Annotated in this window: 16 protein-coding genes; 9 read left to right on the forward strand and 7 right to left on the reverse strand. The window is 56.2% G+C overall.

Going from position 1 to position 17,580, the window contains the following annotated elements; all coding sequences use genetic code 11:
- The first annotated feature begins 71 nt into the window (after positions 1–71).
- A complete protein-coding gene (locus BFG58_RS05565) occupies positions 72–491 on the forward strand; it encodes a pyrimidine (deoxy)nucleoside triphosphate diphosphatase (RefSeq protein WP_048222605.1) in 420 nt (139 codons plus the stop codon).
- Here the strand turns inward: BFG58_RS05565 and BFG58_RS05570 are convergent.
- Positions 448–726: a DUF1496 domain-containing protein gene (locus BFG58_RS05570; RefSeq protein WP_045910243.1), complete on the reverse strand. Its 279-nt coding sequence runs from the start codon at positions 724–726 to the stop codon at positions 448–450. The genes BFG58_RS05565 and BFG58_RS05570 overlap by 44 nt on opposite strands.
- Positions 727–955: 229 nt before the next feature.
- On the opposite strand from BFG58_RS05570, the gene gdhA reads away from it, so the two are divergent.
- Positions 956–2,299: an NADP-specific glutamate dehydrogenase gene (gene gdhA / locus BFG58_RS05575; RefSeq protein ID WP_008500700.1), complete on the forward strand. Its 1,344-nt coding sequence runs from the start codon at positions 956–958 to the stop codon at positions 2,297–2,299.
- A gap of 116 nt (positions 2,300–2,415) precedes the next feature.
- On the opposite strand, the gene BFG58_RS05580 is transcribed toward gdhA, so the two are convergent.
- From BFG58_RS05580 to BFG58_RS05590, 3 genes are all read right to left on the reverse strand, one after another.
- Entirely contained in the window at positions 2,416–4,329 is a 1,914-nt protein-coding gene (locus tag BFG58_RS05580) for a DNA topoisomerase III (RefSeq protein ID WP_063621403.1), read from the reverse strand.
- Positions 4,330–4,333: 4 nt separating this feature from the next.
- A complete protein-coding gene (gene selD / locus BFG58_RS05585) occupies positions 4,334–5,377 on the reverse strand; it encodes a selenide, water dikinase SelD (protein ID WP_069719431.1) in 1,044 nt (347 codons plus the stop codon).
- A gap of 116 nt (positions 5,378–5,493) precedes the next feature.
- Positions 5,494–6,045, reverse strand: coding sequence for an NAD(P)H nitroreductase (locus tag BFG58_RS05590; protein ID WP_023327148.1), 552 nt, complete (start codon positions 6,043–6,045; stop codon positions 5,494–5,496).
- A gap of 167 nt (positions 6,046–6,212) precedes the next feature.
- Between BFG58_RS05590 and sppA the strand changes: the two genes are divergently transcribed.
- The 4 genes from sppA (at position 6,213) to BFG58_RS05610 (ending at position 11,274) form a co-directional block, all read left to right on the forward strand.
- Positions 6,213–8,069, forward strand: coding sequence for a signal peptide peptidase SppA (sppA, locus tag BFG58_RS05595; RefSeq protein WP_023327147.1), 1,857 nt, complete (start codon positions 6,213–6,215; stop codon positions 8,067–8,069).
- Between the two features lie 63 nt (positions 8,070–8,132).
- The gene (ansA, locus tag BFG58_RS05600) at positions 8,133–9,149 is read left to right on the forward strand and encodes an asparaginase (protein WP_008500705.1); all 1,017 of its coding nucleotides are present in this window, start codon (positions 8,133–8,135) and stop codon (positions 9,147–9,149) included.
- A 9-nt stretch (positions 9,150–9,158) separates the two neighbouring features.
- Positions 9,159–9,800 (forward strand): bifunctional nicotinamidase/pyrazinamidase, encoded by a 642-nt coding sequence (pncA, locus tag BFG58_RS05605; protein ID WP_069719432.1) that lies wholly within the window; start codon positions 9,159–9,161, stop codon positions 9,798–9,800.
- Between the two features lie 220 nt (positions 9,801–10,020).
- Positions 10,021–11,274, forward strand: a complete 1,254-nt coding sequence (locus BFG58_RS05610; RefSeq protein ID WP_048027506.1) for a glycoside hydrolase family 18 protein — start codon at positions 10,021–10,023, stop codon at positions 11,272–11,274.
- Positions 11,275–11,325: 51 nt separating this feature from the next.
- Here BFG58_RS05610 and BFG58_RS05615 read toward each other — a convergent pair whose 3' ends face one another.
- Together BFG58_RS05615 and msrB are read right to left on the reverse strand one after the other, a co-directional pair.
- A complete protein-coding gene (locus tag BFG58_RS05615; RefSeq protein ID WP_023327144.1) occupies positions 11,326–11,598 on the reverse strand; it encodes a YeaC family protein in 273 nt (90 codons plus the stop codon).
- 41 nt (positions 11,599–11,639) lie between these two features.
- The gene (msrB, locus tag BFG58_RS05620; RefSeq protein WP_008500710.1) at positions 11,640–12,053 is read right to left on the reverse strand and encodes a peptide-methionine (R)-S-oxide reductase MsrB; all 414 of its coding nucleotides are present in this window, start codon (positions 12,051–12,053) and stop codon (positions 11,640–11,642) included.
- Between the two features lie 341 nt (positions 12,054–12,394).
- On the opposite strand from msrB, the gene gapA reads away from it, so the two are divergent.
- Together gapA and BFG58_RS05630 are read left to right on the forward strand one after the other, a co-directional pair.
- A complete protein-coding gene (gene gapA, locus BFG58_RS05625; RefSeq protein WP_006809136.1) occupies positions 12,395–13,390 on the forward strand; it encodes a glyceraldehyde-3-phosphate dehydrogenase in 996 nt (331 codons plus the stop codon).
- 72 nt (positions 13,391–13,462) lie between these two features.
- On the forward strand, positions 13,463–14,347 hold the full coding sequence (locus tag BFG58_RS05630) for a D-hexose-6-phosphate mutarotase (protein ID WP_063621400.1): 885 nt from the start codon (positions 13,463–13,465) through the stop codon (positions 14,345–14,347).
- 78 nt (positions 14,348–14,425) lie between these two features.
- On the opposite strand, the gene BFG58_RS05635 is transcribed toward BFG58_RS05630, so the two are convergent.
- Positions 14,426–15,172 (reverse strand): MipA/OmpV family protein, encoded by a 747-nt coding sequence (locus tag BFG58_RS05635; RefSeq protein WP_045910236.1) that lies wholly within the window; start codon positions 15,170–15,172, stop codon positions 14,426–14,428.
- Between the two features lie 430 nt (positions 15,173–15,602).
- On the opposite strand from BFG58_RS05635, the gene yeaG reads away from it, so the two are divergent.
- Positions 15,603–17,537, forward strand: coding sequence for a protein kinase YeaG (gene yeaG, locus BFG58_RS05640; RefSeq protein WP_008500713.1), 1,935 nt, complete (start codon positions 15,603–15,605; stop codon positions 17,535–17,537).
- Positions 17,538–17,580 lie beyond the last annotated feature (43 nt).

Genomic DNA, 17,580 nt, shown 5'->3' on the forward strand with positions numbered 1-17,580 from the left:
TTCTCCTGATAGCTGGACTCTGAGAAAGGGCACGATAATATGTCTTTTTTTGCTATCAATTATTGACGACCATGCTGAAAACACTCGATGTCGTTGCCGCCATCATCGAAAAAGACGACAAAATTTTACTGGCACAGCGCCCTGCCCACGCCGACCAGCCGGGCATGTGGGAATTTGCAGGCGGCAAAGTCGAGGCGGGAGAAACCCAGCCCGAGGCGCTTATCCGCGAGCTGCGTGAAGAGTTAGGTATTGAAGCACGCCCTGCGCAATACGTGGCCAGCCACCAGCGCGAAGTCTCGCAGCGCTTAATCAACCTGCACGCCTGGCACGTTCCTGCGTTTAGCGGCGAGCTCACGGCGCACTACCACAGCGCGCTGGCGTGGTGTACGCCGGAAGAGGCGTTCGGCTACGCCTTAGCCCCCGCGGATATTCCCCTTCTGGAAGCGTTTATTGTTTTACGCGACGCCAGACCAGCGGGTTCGTGCCAATAACGCGCTCGTCGCGCTGGCACTGCAGCAGAACGCCCTCCGCTTTCACCACGGCCCCTTCCGAGTAGTTCTGATTCTGATAGATGCAGCACTGATTACAGGGCTGCACCGTTTGATTCTGGCCGCTGGAGCTAAACACTTCCGGCGGCACATTCACTTCCACGTCCGGGCGAATGCGGTCAGCCTGCGCACCTGCGGTAAAAATCACACATAACGCGGTCAGTAGATAACGGTTCATAGACACATCTTCCTGTTGTTCCCTTGATAATGACTATAACGGTAAACCAGCGCGGAACCTTTAATATATCTCGTCATCGCTTTTAGTTATGACGTAGCTCATTTCATTAATTTCCCTTTCGCCCTGAATTTCTGCTTGCCAGACAAAGCAGTACGGGTGGTATAGTCAAAAAAACAACACAAAACGCATAAGTCATATACAAACATTATTATAAGAGGTTCTTATATCTATGGATCAGACACGCTCTCTGGAAAGTTTCCTTGCCCATGTTCAGCAGCGCGACCCGCACCAGAGCGAGTTCGCCCAGGCCGTGCGTGAAGTGATGACCACCCTGTGGCCCTTCCTTGAACAAAACCCGCGCTATCGCCAGATGTCTTTGCTTGAACGCCTTGTCGAGCCAGAGCGCGTGATCCAGTTCCGCGTGACGTGGGTGGACGATCGCAACCAGGTGCAGGTTAACCGCGCGTGGCGCGTACAGTTTAACTCGGCCATCGGTCCGTTTAAGGGCGGCATGCGTTTCCATCCGTCCGTGAACCTGTCGATTCTGAAATTCCTCGGCTTCGAGCAGACCTTTAAAAACGCGCTGACCACGCTGCCCATGGGCGGCGGGAAAGGCGGCAGCGATTTCGACCCGAAAGGCAAAAGCGAAGGCGAAGTGATGCGTTTCTGCCAGGCGCTGATGACCGAACTCTATCGCCATCTTGGTCCTGACACCGACGTGCCTGCCGGTGATATCGGCGTGGGCGGACGTGAAGTGGGCTTTATGGCCGGGATGATGAAAAAGCTCTCCAACAACAGCGCCTGCGTCTTTACCGGCAAAGGGTTGTCGTTTGGCGGGAGCCTGATCCGCCCGGAAGCGACCGGGTACGGCCTGGTTTACTTCACCGAAGCCATGCTCAAGCGCCACGGCTTAGGTTTCGAAGGTATGCGCGTCGCGGTGTCCGGCTCCGGTAACGTGGCGCAGTACGCAATTGAGAAAGCGATGCAGTTTGGCGCTCGCGTAGTGACCGCCTCTGATTCCAGCGGAACGGTGGTGGATGAAGCGGGCTTCACGGCAGAGAAGCTGGCGCGCCTGTGTGAAATCAAAGCCAGCCGCGATGGACGCGTAGCGGATTACGCCCGGGAGTTTGGCCTGACCTACCTCGAAGGTAAACAGCCGTGGGGCGTGCCGGTGGATATCGCCCTGCCGTGCGCCACGCAGAACGAGCTGGATGCTGAAGCCGCGCGCACGTTAATTAGCAATGGTGTAAAAGCGGTCGCCGAAGGGGCAAACATGCCGACCACGATCGACGCGACGGACCTGTTCCTGGAGGCAGGCGTGCTGTTTGCACCGGGCAAGGCCGCCAACGCGGGCGGCGTCGCAACCTCCGGCCTCGAGATGGCGCAAAACGCCGCGCGTCTTGGCTGGAAGGCGGAAAAAGTGGACGCGCGCCTGCACCATATCATGTTGGATATTCACCATGCGTGCGTGGAGTACGGCGGTGAAGCATCGCAAACCAACTACGTGCGCGGGGCGAATATCGCCGGGTTCGTGAAGGTAGCGGATGCGATGATTGGGCAGGGTGTGATTTAAGTTTTCGCTGCGTTCTCGCCCTGTAGGCCCGGTAAGGCGTAGCCGCCACCGGGCTTTTTTCAAGCCGCAGAGCTGTCTTTCGCCGGGTGGCGGCTTTGCCTTACCCGGCCTACGGATTAAGAGGCGGCCGCGCTCTTTTTCTTTTTAAACGGTTTCTTCGCACCCGCGCCTGGTGCAACCATCCCTCTGAAGCGCTTCACCGGCGTGCTGCGCGCCTGATCGATCAGCTGGTAAAGCGTCCCCACCAGCGGCTGCATAAAGTCCTGATAGCGGCACTGCTTCTCGCTAATCTGCGTCAGCACCGACTCCCAGTGCGCGGTCATGTCAGGCCTGGCGGCCAGCTCCGGCAGGGAATGAATCAGCGCGCGGCCCGGCTCGGTCGAATGGATATAGCGCCCCTTTTTCTCAAGAAAACCACGCTTAAAGAGCAGCTCGATGATCCCCGCGCGGGTTGCTTCCGTACCCAGACCGTCGGTGGCGCGCAGGATCTTCTTCAGATCTTTATCCTGCACGAACCGGGCGATGCCGGTCATCGCGGAAAGCAGCGTCGCATCGGTGAAATGGCGCGGCGGCTGGGTCTGACGTTCAACCACTTCGCCTTTCTCGCATAGCAGTTCGTCATCTTTAGCAACGACGGGCAGCGGCGTGCCGTCGTTCTCCTCGTCACGCTCTTTATTCCCCAGCAGCGTGCGCCAGCCTGCTTCAGCAAGGAAACGGGCTTTCGCAATGAATTTCCCTTTCGCGATTTCCAGTTCGATCACGCATTTGCGGAACACCGCGTCCGGGCAGAACTGCATCAGGTACTGGCGGGCGATCAGGTTATAGACCTTTGCTTCGTTGTCGGTCAGGTTGACGTTGCTGGCGCGTGCCGTCGGGATAATCGCGTGGTGGGCGTCCACCTTTTTGTCGTCCCAGCAGCGGTTATGGGTGTCCGGGTTCACCACCGGCTGCGGCAGCAGATCCGGCGCATGCACGCTAATGGCGTTCATCACCGAATGACGACCGGCAAAATGCTCTTCCGGCAGATAGCGGCTATCTGAACGCGGATAGGTGATGAGCTTGTGGGTTTCATAGAGCTTCTGGCAGATGTCCAGCACGTTCTGCGCGCTGAGGCCAAAGCGCTTCGCGGCCTCAATCTGCAGGGCCGACAGCGAGAACGGCAGCGGCGCGGGTTCTGATTCCCGTTTATCGTTATAGCTGGTAACGATAGCCGGCTGTCCGGTAATGCGGTTAACCACATGATCCGCCAGCGGACGGTGCAGCAAGCGCCCCTCTTCATCCTGATACGACTCGCAGGCATCGCTAGGCTGCCAGACGGCGGTAAAGCGCTCGTCTTTAGGCGTGACGATATGCGCTTTCACCTCAAAGAAATCTTTAGCGACGAAGTTCTCAATCTCTTCGTCACGACGCACGACCAGCCCCAGCACCGGCGTCTGCACGCGCCCCACGGAGAGCACGCCCTGATAGCCCGCGTTGCGCCCGAGGATGGTGTAGGCGCGGGTCATGTTGATACCGTACAGCCAGTCGGCGCGGGCACGCGCGAGCGCCGAGACGCACAGCGGAATAAACTCGCTGTTGGCGCGCAGACGCGAAATGGCTCGCTCGACCGCCTGTGGGTTGAGGTCGTTGATCAGACAGCGCTGCACCTGCTGGCGCTTTTCCGGCGCCAGCTCCAGATAGTCCAGCACCTCATCGACCAGCAGCTGTCCTTCCCTGTCCGGGTCACCCGCGTGCACGATTTCTTCGGCTTCATGCAGGAAGCGTTTGATCACGTTGAGCTGTTTGGTGACTGAAGGCCGGGGCTGCAGGCGCCATTTTTCAGGCACGATGGGCAGATCGTTCAAATTCCAGCGGGCGTAGCGGCTGTCGTAGACATCCGGCTGCGCCTGCTCAAGCAGGTGACCGATACACCAGGTGACCACCTGCCCGTTACCGCATTCGATAAAGCCGTCGCCCTTGCGATGCGGCTTGGGCAGCACATCGGCAATGGCACGGGCCAGGCTCGGCTTTTCGGCAATAAACAACCGCATCGAATTAACGGATCTCAATCATCGGTCGGCCACCGCGCGCGGTTATCAGCTCGCCGATCGCCGTCAGGGTAATGCCGAACTCGGCGGCCGTGGCCTGGACCTCGGCTTCGGATTCCGGCGTCACCGCCAGCAGCAGGCCGCCGGAGGTTTGCGGATCGCACAGCAGGTTGCGCCATTCTTCTGGCATTTCGCCCATCAGGTGACCGTAGCTGGCGAAGTTACGCTGGGTACCGCCCGGGACCGCGCCCTGAGCAATGTACTCTTCCACGCCCGGCAGCTTCGGCACGTCCTGATACCAGACCTGCGCCTGCACGCCCGCGCCCTGACACACTTCGGAGAGGTGCCCCAGCAGACCAAAACCGGTCACGTCGGTCATCGCCTTCACGCCGTCGATATTGGCGAACGCCGCACCGGCGAGGTTCATCTGGCACATGACTTCGGTTGCCAGCCCTTTGTGCTCCGGTTTCAGCAGGGACTTTTTCTCGGCGGTGGTCAGCACGCCAATACCCAGCGGCTTGGTGAGGAACAGCTTGCAGCCCGCCTGTGCGGTGCTGTTGCGCTTCACGCGTTCGGTCGGCACCACACCGGTGACGGCCAGGCCGAAGATAGGCTCCGGCGCATCGATAGAGTGACCACCGGCCAGCGCAATCCCTGCCTGCTGGCAGGCGAAACGGCCGCCATCAATCACTTCACGGGCCACTTCCGGCGGGATGGTGTTGATCGGCCAGCCCAGAATGGCGATCGCCATAATCGGCTTACCGCCCATGGCAAAGATATCGCTGATGGCGTTGGTGGCCGCAATGCGCCCGAAATCGAACGGATTGTCGACAATCGGCATAAAGAAGTCGGTGGTACTGATAATGCTGGTGCCGTTACCTAAGTCATAAACTGCAGCATCGTCGCGCGTTTCATTGCCGACAAGCAGGTTCGGGTCGACAAACTTCGCCTGTTCACTGTGCAGGATGGTCTCCAGCACTTTCGGGGAAATTTTACAACCGCAACCGGCTCCGTGGCTGTACTGCGTTAAACGAATGGTTTGCTCGCTCATGGACGTCTCCTGTCATCTCAATCGCGCTATGGTAGCGCTCATTCCATAAAGAGGTAAGTATGACTGTCTGAATTCTGCGGCAGATGCTCAGAATCCAGACAGTTTAGCGTGCGTTATCAGAAGCGGCTGACGAAAGGCGTGGTGTCCGGCACGCTGATGGTGCTGGAGGCTTTAAGCTGCGGGGTGCCGAGGTAGAGGAAACCGACAATTTTGTCATGCTCACCGCAGCCAAAACCGTCACGGACCGCCGGGCTTTCGGTCAGCGCACCGGTGCGCCAGATACCGTTGAAGCCTTGCGCGACGGCGGCCATTTGCATTGCCATCACCGCACAGCCCGCGGACATTTCCTGCTCCCAGACCGGCACCTTATGGCCCGCCTGACATTTTGCCACGACGGCGATGATCATCGGGGCGCGGAACGGGGCATTGCGCGCCTTGTCGATCCCCTTCTCATCCTGCCCTGCGGCCACCGCCCCCTGCTCCAGCAGCTGGCTGAAACGATCGCGTCCTTCGCCTTCAATTACAAAGAAGTGCCACGGCTGCAGTGTGCCATGATCGGGGGCACGCATGCCGGCACGCAGAATGTTCTCCAGCTGCTCGCCTGCCGGGGCAGGTTCGGCCAGACGGGAAGCGCTACGGCGGTTAACAAGCAGTTCGAGTGCGTCCATTGGTTAACTCCTTTCTTGAAATTTACTCACAAAATTAACACGACGGCAGATTTTGTTACAGCCTGGCAGGCGATTCCTGCTGACAAGTGGCGGTTGGGTCATTACGATAACCCAACATTACCGTCCAGTGGCGACGGAAACAGTCATTTTCTGGTTAGGGAGAATACATGCGAACCCTTTGGCGAATTATTGCCGGTTTCTTTAAATGGACGTGGCGACTGCTCAACTTCGTCCGCAACCTGGTGATGAACATTTTCTTCATCCTGCTGGTTCTGGTTTGCGCGGGTATCTGGATGCACATCAGCAACGCGAATCAGGCGCAGCATTCGACTCGCGGGGCCTTGTTACTTGATATCACCGGCGTAATCGTTGATAAACCGTCAGCCAGCAACCGTCTGGGCGTAATCAGCCGTCAGCTGTTTGGCGCCACGTCAGACCGTCTGCAGGAAAATTCCCTGTTCGATATCGTCGATGCCATCCGTCAGGCCAAAGATGACCGCAACATCACCGGCATCGTGCTGGATCTGAAAGATTTTGCCGGCGGCGACCAGCCGTCTATGCAGTACATCGGTAAAGCGCTGCGCGAATTCCGCGACAGCGGCAAGCCGGTCATTGCCGTGGGCGACAGCTACAGCCAGGGACAATATTATCTGGCGAGCTTCGCCAATAAGATCTGGCTCTCCCCACAGGGTACGGTCGATCTGCACGGCTTTGCCACCAACGGTCTGTACTACAAATCGCTGCTCGATAAGCTGAAGGTCACCACCCACGTCTTCCGCGTCGGTACGTACAAATCTGCCGTGGAGCCGTTTATCCGTGACGATATGTCCCCTGCCGCCCGCGAAGCGGACAGCCGCTGGATTGGTGAGCTGTGGCAGAACTATCTGGGCACCGTTGCCGCGAACCGTCAGATTACGCCTGAGCAGGTGTTCCCTGGCGCGCAGGGCGTGCTGGAAGGCCTGCGTAAGGTTGACGGCGATACCGCGAAATATGCGCTCGATAACAAACTGGTTGATGCCCTGGGCACCAGCGCCGAGATTGAAAAATCCCTGAGCAAACAGTTTGGCTGGAGCAAAGAGGACAAAAATTACAGCGCCATCAGCATGTATGATTACTCGACGAAGAAACCGGATGAGAACGGTGACAGCGTCGCGGTGGTCTTTGCTAACGGTGCGATCATGGACGGTCAGGAGACCCCGGGGAATGTGGGTGGCGATACCACCGCGTCACAAATCCGCGATGCGCGCCTGGATCCGAAAGTGAAGGCGATTGTCCTGCGGGTCAACAGCCCTGGCGGAAGCGTCAGCGCCTCCGAAGTCATCCGCGCTGAACTGGCCGCGGCGCGCGCCGCCGGCAAGCCGGTCGTCGTCTCGATGGGCGGAATGGCCGCCTCCGGAGGTTACTGGATCTCCACGCCAGCCAACTACATCGTGGCGAACCCAAGCACGCTGACCGGCTCGATTGGTATCTTCGGGGTGATCAACACCGTAGAAAACAGCCTGGATTCTCTGGGCGTGCATACTGACGGCGTAGCGACTTCTCCGCTGGCGGATGTCTCGGTGACCAAATCCCTGCCGCCGGAAGTCTCTGAGATGATGCAGCTCAGCATTGAGAACGGCTATAAACGCTTTATCACCCTGGTCGCAGACTCGCGTAAAAAGACGCCTGAGCAGATCGACCAGATTGCACAGGGCCACGTCTGGACCGGTCAGGATGCGAAGAGCAACGGACTGGTGGACAGCCTGGGTGACTTCGATGACGCGGTGAAGAAAGCCGCCGAACTGGCGAAGCTGAAGCAGTGGCATATCGAGTATTACCAGGACGAACCGTCGTTCTTCGATATGGTCATGGACAGCATGTCCGGCTCGGTACGCGCCATGCTGCCGGAGGCGCTGCAGGCTTACCTGCCTGCGCCGGTCGCCACGGCGGCAAAAGCGATGAAGGCGGAAAGCGATAAGCTTGCGGCCTTTAACGATCCACAGAGTCGTTACGCGTTTTGCCTGACCTGCGCGAACGTCCGTTAAAAACCGTCCCCTCTTCCCGCGAAGAGGGGATTTTTTTCTTTTGAAGAACAAGAACTCACTACCATGCAGAAGAAATCGATTTATGTAGCCTACACTGGCGGTACCATCGGTATGCAGCGCTCCGAAAACGGCTATATCCCCGTCTCCGGCCACCTGCAGCGTCAGCTTGCGCTGATGCCCGAATTCCACCGTCCGGAAATGCCTGACTTTACTATCCACGAATACGAGCCGCTGATGGACTCCTCCGACATGACGCCGGAAGACTGGCAGCACATCGCGGATGACATTAAAGCCCATTACGACCAGTACGACGGCTTCGTGATCCTGCACGGTACCGACACTATGGCGTTTACCGCCTCGGCGCTCTCCTTCATGCTGGAGAACCTGAGCAAGCCGGTTATCGTCACCGGGTCGCAAATTCCGCTGGCGGAACTGCGCTCCGACGGGCAGATCAACCTGCTGAACTCCCTGTACGTGGCGGCGAATTACCCGATTAACGAAGTGTCGTTGTTCTTTAACAACCGTCTGTATCGCGGTAACCGCACCACCAAAGCCCACGCCGACGGCTTTGACGCCTTTGCCTCACCTAACCTGCAGCCGCTGCTGGAGGCCGGTATTCATATCCGTCGTCTGGGAACCCCTCCTGCGCCGAACACCGCGGGCGAGCTGATTGTTCATCCGATTACTCCGCAACCGATTGGCGTGGTCACCATCTATCCGGGTATCTCTGCGGACGTGGTGCGTAACTTCCTGCGCCAGCCGGTGAAGGCGCTGATCCTGCGCTCCTACGGCGTGGGCAATGCGCCGCAGAACGGTGAATTCCTGAAAGAGCTTCAGGAAGCCAGCGAGCGTGGAATTGTGGTGGTGAACCTGACCCAGTGCATGTCCGGTAAAGTGAATATGGGCGGCTATGCCACTGGCAACGCGCTGGCGCATGCGGGGGTGATCAGCGGTTTCGATATGACCGTTGAGGCAACGCTGACTAAACTTCACTATTTACTGAGTCAGGATCTGGACATTCAGTCCATTCGCAGCGCGATGATGCAAAACCTGCGCGGCGAACTGACGCCTGACGAATAAGGAGGTCTCATGAAGCAACGCGCCCTGCTCCTGGTCGATTTGCAAAATGATTTCTGCGCGGGCGGTGCGCTGGCCGTCGCCGAAGGTGACAGCACCGTTGACGTGGCCAACACGCTGATTGACTGGAGCAAAGCCCGCGGTGAAGCGGTTGTCGCAAGCCAGGACTGGCACCCGGCAAATCACGGCAGCTTTGCCAGCCAGCACAATGTCGAGCCCTTCACCCAGGGTGAACTCGACGGGCTGGCGCAAACCTTCTGGCCGGATCACTGCGTACAGCAGACGGAAGGCGCGGCGCTGCATCCGCTCCTGAATCAAAAGGCCATCGATGCGGTGTTCCACAAAGGCGAAAACCCGGCTATCGACAGCTATAGCGCGTTTTTTGATAACGGGCATCGTCAGAAAACCGCTCTTGATGCGTGGTTACGTCACCACGAAATCACGGAGCTGATTGTGCTGGGGCTGGCAACGGACTATTGCGTGAAGTTCACCGTGCTGGACGCGCTTCAGTTAGGCTACACCGTCAGCGTCATCACCGACGGCTGCCGCGGGGTGAACATTCACCCGCAGGACAGCGCCCAGGCGTTTATGGATATGGCTGCGGAAGGCGCGACGCTGTATACGCTCGAAGACTGGCTGGAAACGCAGGCTTAGGCCTTTTAAGCCGGGTGGCGGCTGCGCCTTACCCGGCCTACTTCTTTGGTTTTGTAGGCCGGGTAAGCGTCAGCGCCACCCGGCAAACCCCCTCCGATCTCCCATAAAGTGAACTCCCTCGCAACCTCAGCGAAGCGGCAATGCTATTCTCTTCAGGCTGTTTTTTCGCCACGCCTTTTCCGTGGCGTGGTTAATTTTATTTAGTCAAAGAGGAACTTGTATGAAACGTTTGCCCTTGCTGGCAGCATTACCCTTGCTTTGCGCGTCAGTTGCCTCCGCCAGTTCCCTGATGTCCGTGGGCTACTTTAACGGGGGTGGCGATGTCACCGCCGGACCGGGTGGCGATATCAATAAACTGGACGTTCGCCAGATCACCCACCTGAACTACTCGTTTGGTCTGGTCTATAACGACGAAAAAGACGAAACCAACGCCGCGCTGAAAGATCCGGCGAAGCTGCATCAAATCTGGCTATCGCCAAAAGTGGCGTCCGATCTGGCCTTAATCCCCACTCTGCGTAAGCAAAACCCAAATCTTAAGGTCCTGCTCTCCGTCGGCGGCTGGGGCGCGCGTGGCTTCTCTGGCGCAGCGGCAACCCAAGAGAGCCGCGCGGTGTTCATCCGCTCCGCACAGGAGATTGTCGAAAAATATGGTCTGGACGGGATCGATCTCGACTGGGAGTATCCGGTTAACGGTGCCTGGGGGCTGGTGGCAAGCCAGCCCGCCGACCGGGATAACTTTACCGCCCTGCTGAAGGAGATGCGCGACGCGTTCGGGCACAAAAAGCTGGTGACCATTGCGGTAGGCGCGAATGCGGAAAGTCCGAAAAGCTGGGTGGATGTGAAAGCCATTGCGCCCCTGCTCGACTACATCAACCTGATGACCTACGACATGGCGTACGGTACGCAGTATTTTAACGCCAACCTGTATGACTCCAGCACCTGGCCGACGGTGGCCGCCGCGGACAAATACAGCGTCGATTTTGTGGTGAACAACTATCTGGCCGCCGGGCTGAAGCCGCAGCAGATGAATCTCGGGATTGGTTTCTATGGCCGCGTACCGAAACGCGCCGTGGAGCCGGGCATTGACTGGACGAAACCCGATGCGCAAAAAAATCCGGCCACTCAGCCCTACTTCGGGCCGCAGGAAATTGGGTTGTTCAAGTCACTCGGCTATGACCTGACCAAAGATACCTACGTGAAGTACAACGATATCGTTAAAAAGCTGCTGAACGATCCGCAGAAACGCTTTACTGAACACTGGGACGACCAGGCAAAGGTGCCGTGGCTCTCGGTGAAAGGTGCCGATGGCAGCGCGCTGTTTGCGATTTCGTATGAGAACCCGCGATCCGTGGCGATCAAAGCGGACTACATCAAAGAGAAAGGGCTCGCCGGAGCGATGTTCTGGGAGTATGGCGCGGATGACGAAAACCAGTTAGCGAAGCAGCTGGCGGCGTCGCTCGGTATCCCACACTAAGGTGTAGTGTGCCGGGTGGCGCTAGCGCTTACCCGGCCTACAGGGAGAGCCTTATTTGAAAGTCGCAATCGGCTTCGGCGTGATACCGAAGTCCTCTTTCAGCTCACGCTTGCTCTTCATCACCATCTGACCACGGGTGTCGATCGTCATGTGCTGCGCGTCGGTGTTGTTGCGCGCCTGCCACAGCATCACCAGCTGCAGGCTGTTCTCTTTCTGCTCCGGGGTCAGCGCGACGCCATCGGGCCATTTTCCCAGCTCTACGGCGGTGACCAGACGCTGATAAATTTCCGGCGTCATCCCGCTAATCATGTCTTCAATATTCACAATCCCGCCCTTTCGAAGGAATAATTTGCTGAATCGTTTTTTCAACCCTTGATCTGGTCGCCGTTTTCGTCGTCAGTGAAGCTCATTGAGGCTGAATTCACGCAGAAACGCTCGCCCGTTGGCTGAGGGCCATCCGGGAACACGTGTCCAAGGTGCGCATCGCAGTTGCCGCAGCGAATTTCTGTGCGCACCATGCCGTGGGACGAGTCGGTCAGATAGCGGATAGCCTCATCGCTCACCGGCTCGTAAAAGCTCGGCCAGCCGCAGCCCGAATCAAATTTCGTTTGGGAATTGAACAGCGGGGCATCACAGACCAGACAATGGTAGACGCCGTCCCGCTTGTTGTGCAGTAAACGCCCGGTGAACGGGGGTTCCGTTCCGTGGTTCTGCGTCACGTAAAACTGCATTTCTGTGAGGTTTTTTTTCAAATCGTCAGGGTTACGTTGGTTCGACATATGCTTACATCTCGCTGTAGAAACAGACATCTTTTACCCCGCATTCTAACAAAACATTAACACCCTTGCGTGCACTTTTGATCTAAACTTATGTGTCGCGAAAAGGCGGTCAGGCAATTGTGATCACATTCACATTTTTATCCTGCGAGGACTTTAAAATTCCGGGCGCAGCCCCCATGTGGTTGCAAGCTCAAAGGGAAAGTGAGGCGAGTCAGTCGCACAAACGTTAGTCACAGGATTGATTTGTCGCAATGATTGACACGATTCCGCTTGACGCTGCGTAAGGTTTTTGTAATTTTACAGGCAACCTTTTATTCACTAACAAATAGCTGGTGGAATATATGACTATCAAAGTAGGTATCAACGGTTTTGGCCGTATCGGCCGTATTGTTTTCCGTGCTGCTCAGAAACGTTCTGACATCGAAATCGTTGGTATCAACGATCTCCTGGACGCTGAATACATGGCGTACATGCTGAAGTACGACTCAACTCACGGTCGTTTCGACGGCACCGTTGAAGTGAAAGACGGCCACCTGGTTGTAAATGGCAAAACCATCCGCGTTACTGCTGAGAAAGACCCAGCTAACCTGAAATGGAACGAAATTGGTGTTGACGTTGTTGCTGAAGCAACCGGTATCTTCCTGACCGACGAAACTGCACGTAAACACATCACTGCGGGTGCGAAGAAAGTTGTTCTGACTGGTCCTTCCAAAGACAACACCCCAATGTTCGTTCGTGGTGCAAACTTCGAAACTTACGCTGGCCAGGATATCGTGTCTAACGCATCCTGCACCACCAACTGCCTGGCACCGCTGGCTAAAGTTATCAACGACAACTTCGGCATCATCGAAGGTCTGATGACTACCGTTCACGCAACCACCGCTACTCAGAAAACCGTTGATGGCCCGTCTCACAAAGACTGGCGCGGCGGCCGTGGCGCGGCTCAGAACATCATCCCATCCTCTACCGGTGCGGCTAAAGCTGTAGGTAAAGTACTGCCAGAACTGAATGGCAAACTGACTGGTATGGCGTTCCGCGTTCCAACTCCTAACGTATCCGTTGTTGACCTGACCGTTCGTCTGGAAAAAGCTGCTTCTTATGAAGAAATTAAGAAAGCAATCAAAGCTGCTTCCGAAGGCCCAATGAAAGGCGTTCTGGGTTACACCGAAGACGACGTTGTTTCTACCGATTTCAACGGCGAAGTGTGCACTTCCGTGTTCGATGCTAAAGCAGGTATCGCACTGAACGACAACTTCGTTAAACTGGTATCCTGGTACGACAACGAAACCGGCTACTCTAACAAAGTACTGGACCTGATCGCTCACATCTCCAAATAAGTTGAGATGAGTGTTTGATCCAAAAAGGCGACTTCGGTCGCCTTTTTTATTTATAAGACAGAGGATTGCTCAATGATTAATAAAATTTTTGCACTTCCGGTAGTCGAACAACTTACCCCTGTGCTCTCCCGCCGCCAGATTGACGGTGCTGACGTTATCGTCGTTGACCATCCACGCGTTAAGGCCTCCGTGGCGCTGAACGGCGCCCACCTGCTCTCCTGGAAACCCGAAGGTGAAGCAGAGGGATTGTGGCTGAGCGATGTGACCTCTTTCAAAAAAGGGGCGGCGATTCGCGGCGGCGTACCGATCTGCTGGCCGTGGTTCGGCCCGTCCGCACAGCCGGGTTTGCCTTCTCACGGTTTTGCCCGTAACCAGCAGTGGACCCTGAAAGCGCATAACGAAGACGACAACGGCGCCGTGCTGACCTTTGAGCTGCAGGCTAATGACGAAACCCGCGCCCTCTGGCCGCACGATTTTACCCTGTACGCCCGCTTTAAGCTGGGTAAAACCTGTGAAATCGAACTGGAAGCCCATGGCGAGTTCGAAACCACCTCCGCCCTGCACACCTATTTCAACGTGGGTGACATCAGCGCAGTGAAGGTGAGCGGCCTTGGCGATACCTTTATCGACAAAGTCGATAACGCCAAAGAAGGGAAGCTGAGTGACGGCGTTCAGGCGTTTCCTGACCGTACCGACCGCGTATATCTGCATCCGGAAGCATGCAGCATGATCCACGACGGTGCCCTGAACCGCGGCATCGAGGTGGTACATCACCACCATAGCAACGTGGTGGGCTGGAACCCGGGTCCGGCGCTGTCTGTCAGCATGGCCGACGTGCCTGACGACGGTTATAAAACGTTCGTCTGCGTGGAAACCGCCTGCGTGACCACCCCGCAGAAAGCGAGTGAAGAAAAGCCATCGCGTTTAGGGCAGACGATCCGCATTGTTAAGCGATAATCTCGCTGCACCACACTAAAGCAAACGGGGCGCATGCGCCCCGTTTTAATGCATCAATTGCACACTATGAGTGCACAATCAGAACTTGTAGGTCACACCGACAGAGAAGATGCCTGCCCAGGACTTGTCGACCATCGGGCTATCCTTCACTTCATCGCTCAGACGCTCATAACGGCCAGTACCGTACACGCTCCAGTCGCCGAGGAAGTTATAGCTCGCGGTCAGCTCCAGGTACGGATCCCAGCCGTCATCTGCGCTGTAACTCTTCAGACCGCTACGACGGGACTCGTTTTTAGAGACGCCATAATAGTAGTCGTTGTAGTTCTCGCTGTTGTACTGCACACCAATCCCCGGGGTCAGAGTCAAAGCACCGTTGGTATAGCGGTACAACCACGCCAGGTCCCAGATAAAACCGTTGCTGTTATCCAGCGTATCGCCTGCCAGGGCCGTACGCAGGAAGCCATACTGGGTGTTATGCACATAAGAGAGGCCGGCCATCATCGAGCTTTTACGCTTGTCGAGCTGGCGAAGCGCGTGGCTGTCGCTGTCACCCGGCTTGAAGTGCGTCGGATCGTAGTAGGCCATGATGGAGAGCTTATCGGCCGTATCGTTCCACAGATAGTAGCCGCCGCCGAGCCCACGGAACCAGACGTTATCCCCTTCATAGGTGATAACGGGAACAGGGTAAACATCACGGTCATACTGTTTGTACGGGCTGTTAATGACGCCAACACCCGCGCCAACCGTCCACTGACTTTCCGCCTGTGCGGTGCTTACTGCGGTCGCGGCAAGGATGCCTAATGCCAGAAGTTTGAGTTTGGTCACAATCCATTCTTTCCTGTAGTCAAATAATCAGCGGGTGAAGTGTAACCGCCATTCCCGTACATCCCAAAATTTTTTGCCTGCTAATCAGTCCGATTAACCCATTATTTTTAACTTATCAGATGACAACCTGCTTTCATTTACATGACCACTGAATGAAAAACGTGCTTTTGCCTTATTACCAGAGTGGAAATTTTTGGATGAGTTATTGATATGTCATTGAAAGTAGATTTTATGGGCATGCAAGTTTTGCAAATGCCATCTACGCTTTAATTTAAGAAGAGTTTTCCTGAACACCTGCGGTTCTTAGCGTCTGACCTGGCACACAGGTTGCTGCTCTGGCAGTGAGGTGCGAGAGATTCTCTTCCGGGAGCCTCCACTACTCATACGAACGGCTCTTATCCTGTGCTAAAAAACGAAAGGACGGCATGCCATGAATATATTCGATCACTATCGCCAGCGCTATGAAGCTGCCAAGGACGAAGAGTTCACACTGCAGGAGTTTCTTACCATCTGTCGGCAAGATCGCAGTGCCTATGCCAATGCGGCAGAACGGCTATTAATGGCTATTGGTGAGCCAAACATGGTTGACACTGCCCTGGAACCCCGGCTTTCCCGTCTCTTTTCGAATCGGGTGGTCGCCCGATACCCGGCGTTTGAAGAGTTCTATGGTATGGAAGATGCCATCGAACAGATTGTCTCCTACCTGAAGCATGCCGCTCAGGGTCTGGAAGAGAAGAAACAGATCCTCTATTTACTCGGCCCCGTGGGCGGCGGTAAATCCTCGCTGGCGGAACGCCTGAAGTCGCTGATGCAGCGCGTGCCTATCTATGTGCTGAGCGCCAACGGCGAGCGCAGCCCGGTGAATGACCATCCGCTGTGCTTGTTCAATCCGCAGGAAGATGCGCAGATTCTGGATAAAGAGTACGGCATCCCGCGTCGCTACCTCGGCACCATCATGTCGCCGTGGGCGGCCAAACGCCTGCACGAATTTGGTGGCGACATCACCAAATTCCGCGTGGTGAAAGTCTGGCCGTCGATCCTGGAACAGATCGCCATCGCCAAAACGGAACCCGGTGATGAGAACAACCAGGATATTTCGGCGCTGGTCGGTAAGGTCGACATCCGCAAGCTGGAAAACTTCGCGCAAAACGACCCGGATGCCTACGGTTACTCGGGTGCACTGTGCCGGGCTAACCAGGGGATTATGGAATTCGTCGAGATGTTTAAAGCGCCCATCAAGGTGCTGCATCCGCTGCTGACGGCGACTCAGGAAGGAAACTACAACGGGACGGAAGGTATCTCTGCCCTGCCGTTTAACGGGATCATTCTTGCCCACTCGAACGAATCTGAATGGGTGACTTTCCGTAATAACAAGAACAATGAGGCCTTCCTTGACCGCGTGTACATCGTCAAGGTGCCTTACTGCCTGCGGATCTCCGAAGAGATCAAAATTTACGAGAAACTGCTTAACCACAGTGAGCTGGTGCATGCGCCGTGTGCACCGGGCACCCTGGAAACGCTGTCACGCTTCTCCATCCTTTCACGCCTGAAAGAGCCGGAAAACTCCAGCATCTACTCGAAAATGCGCGTGTATGACGGTGAGAGCCTGAAGGATACCGATCCGAAAGCGAAATCGTATCAGGAATACCGCGACTACGCCGGGGTCGATGAAGGGATGAACGGTCTGTCCACGCGCTTCGCGTTTAAGATCCTCTCCCGCGTCTTTAACTTCGACCATGCGGAAGTGGCGGCCAACCCGGTTCATCTGTTCTATGTGCTGGAGCAGCAAATTGAACGCGAACAGTTCCCGCAGGAGCAAGCTGAACGCTACCTTGAGTTCCTGAAAGGTTACCTGATCCCGAAATACGCCGAGTTCATTGGCAAAGAGATCCAGACGGCCTACCTGGAATCCTATTCAGAGTACGGGCAGAACATTTTCGACCGTTATGTCACTTACGCTGACTTCTGGATCCAGGATCAGGAGTACCGCGACCCGGATACCGGCCAGCTGTTTGACCGTGAATCCCTGAACGCGGAGCTGGAAAAAATCGAGAAGCCTGCCGGGATCAGCAACCCGAAAGACTTCCGTAATGAGATTGTGAACTTCGTCCTGCGCGCCAGAGCGCATAACAACGGGCGCAATCCAAACTGGACCAGCTACGAGAAACTGCGCACGGTCATTGAGAAGAAAATGTTCTCCAATACCGAAGAGTTGCTGCCGGTGATCTCGTTTAACGCCAAAACCTCAACCGATGAACAGAAAAAACACGACGATTTTGTCGACCGTATGATGGAAAAAGGCTACACCCGCAAACAGGTCCGCCTGCTCTGCGAATGGTACCTGCGCGTGCGTAAATCGTCTTAAAACAAGTGCCCGGCGGCGGTTAGCGCCTGCCGGGCCTACAAAA

It is taken from the genome of Enterobacter sp. ku-bf2 (genome assembly GCF_001742765.1).
GTDB lineage: Bacteria > Pseudomonadota > Gammaproteobacteria > Enterobacterales > Enterobacteriaceae > Enterobacter > Enterobacter quasiroggenkampii.

Coding starts and splice junctions, on each gene's coding strand:
- BFG58_RS05565 (WP_048222605.1), top strand. CDS start 72: ATGCTGAAAACACTCGATGTCGTTGCCGCCATCATCGAAAAAGACGAC.
- BFG58_RS05570 (WP_045910243.1), bottom strand. CDS start 726: ATGAACCGTTATCTACTGACCGCGTTATGTGTGATTTTTACCGCAGGT.
- gdhA (WP_008500700.1), top strand. CDS start 956: ATGGATCAGACACGCTCTCTGGAAAGTTTCCTTGCCCATGTTCAGCAG.
- BFG58_RS05580 (WP_063621403.1), bottom strand. CDS start 4,329: ATGCGGTTGTTTATTGCCGAAAAGCCGAGCCTGGCCCGTGCCATTGCC.
- selD (WP_069719431.1), bottom strand. CDS start 5,377: ATGAGCGAGCAAACCATTCGTTTAACGCAGTACAGCCACGGAGCCGGT.
- BFG58_RS05590 (WP_023327148.1), bottom strand. CDS start 6,045: ATGGACGCACTCGAACTGCTTGTTAACCGCCGTAGCGCTTCCCGTCTG.
- sppA (WP_023327147.1), top strand. CDS start 6,213: ATGCGAACCCTTTGGCGAATTATTGCCGGTTTCTTTAAATGGACGTGG.
- ansA (WP_008500705.1), top strand. CDS start 8,133: ATGCAGAAGAAATCGATTTATGTAGCCTACACTGGCGGTACCATCGGT.
- pncA (WP_069719432.1), top strand. CDS start 9,159: ATGAAGCAACGCGCCCTGCTCCTGGTCGATTTGCAAAATGATTTCTGC.
- BFG58_RS05610 (WP_048027506.1), top strand. CDS start 10,021: ATGAAACGTTTGCCCTTGCTGGCAGCATTACCCTTGCTTTGCGCGTCA.
- msrB (WP_008500710.1), bottom strand. CDS start 12,053: ATGTCGAACCAACGTAACCCTGACGATTTGAAAAAAAACCTCACAGAA.
- gapA (WP_006809136.1), top strand. CDS start 12,395: ATGACTATCAAAGTAGGTATCAACGGTTTTGGCCGTATCGGCCGTATT.
- BFG58_RS05630 (WP_063621400.1), top strand. CDS start 13,463: ATGATTAATAAAATTTTTGCACTTCCGGTAGTCGAACAACTTACCCCT.
- yeaG (WP_008500713.1), top strand. CDS start 15,603: ATGAATATATTCGATCACTATCGCCAGCGCTATGAAGCTGCCAAGGAC.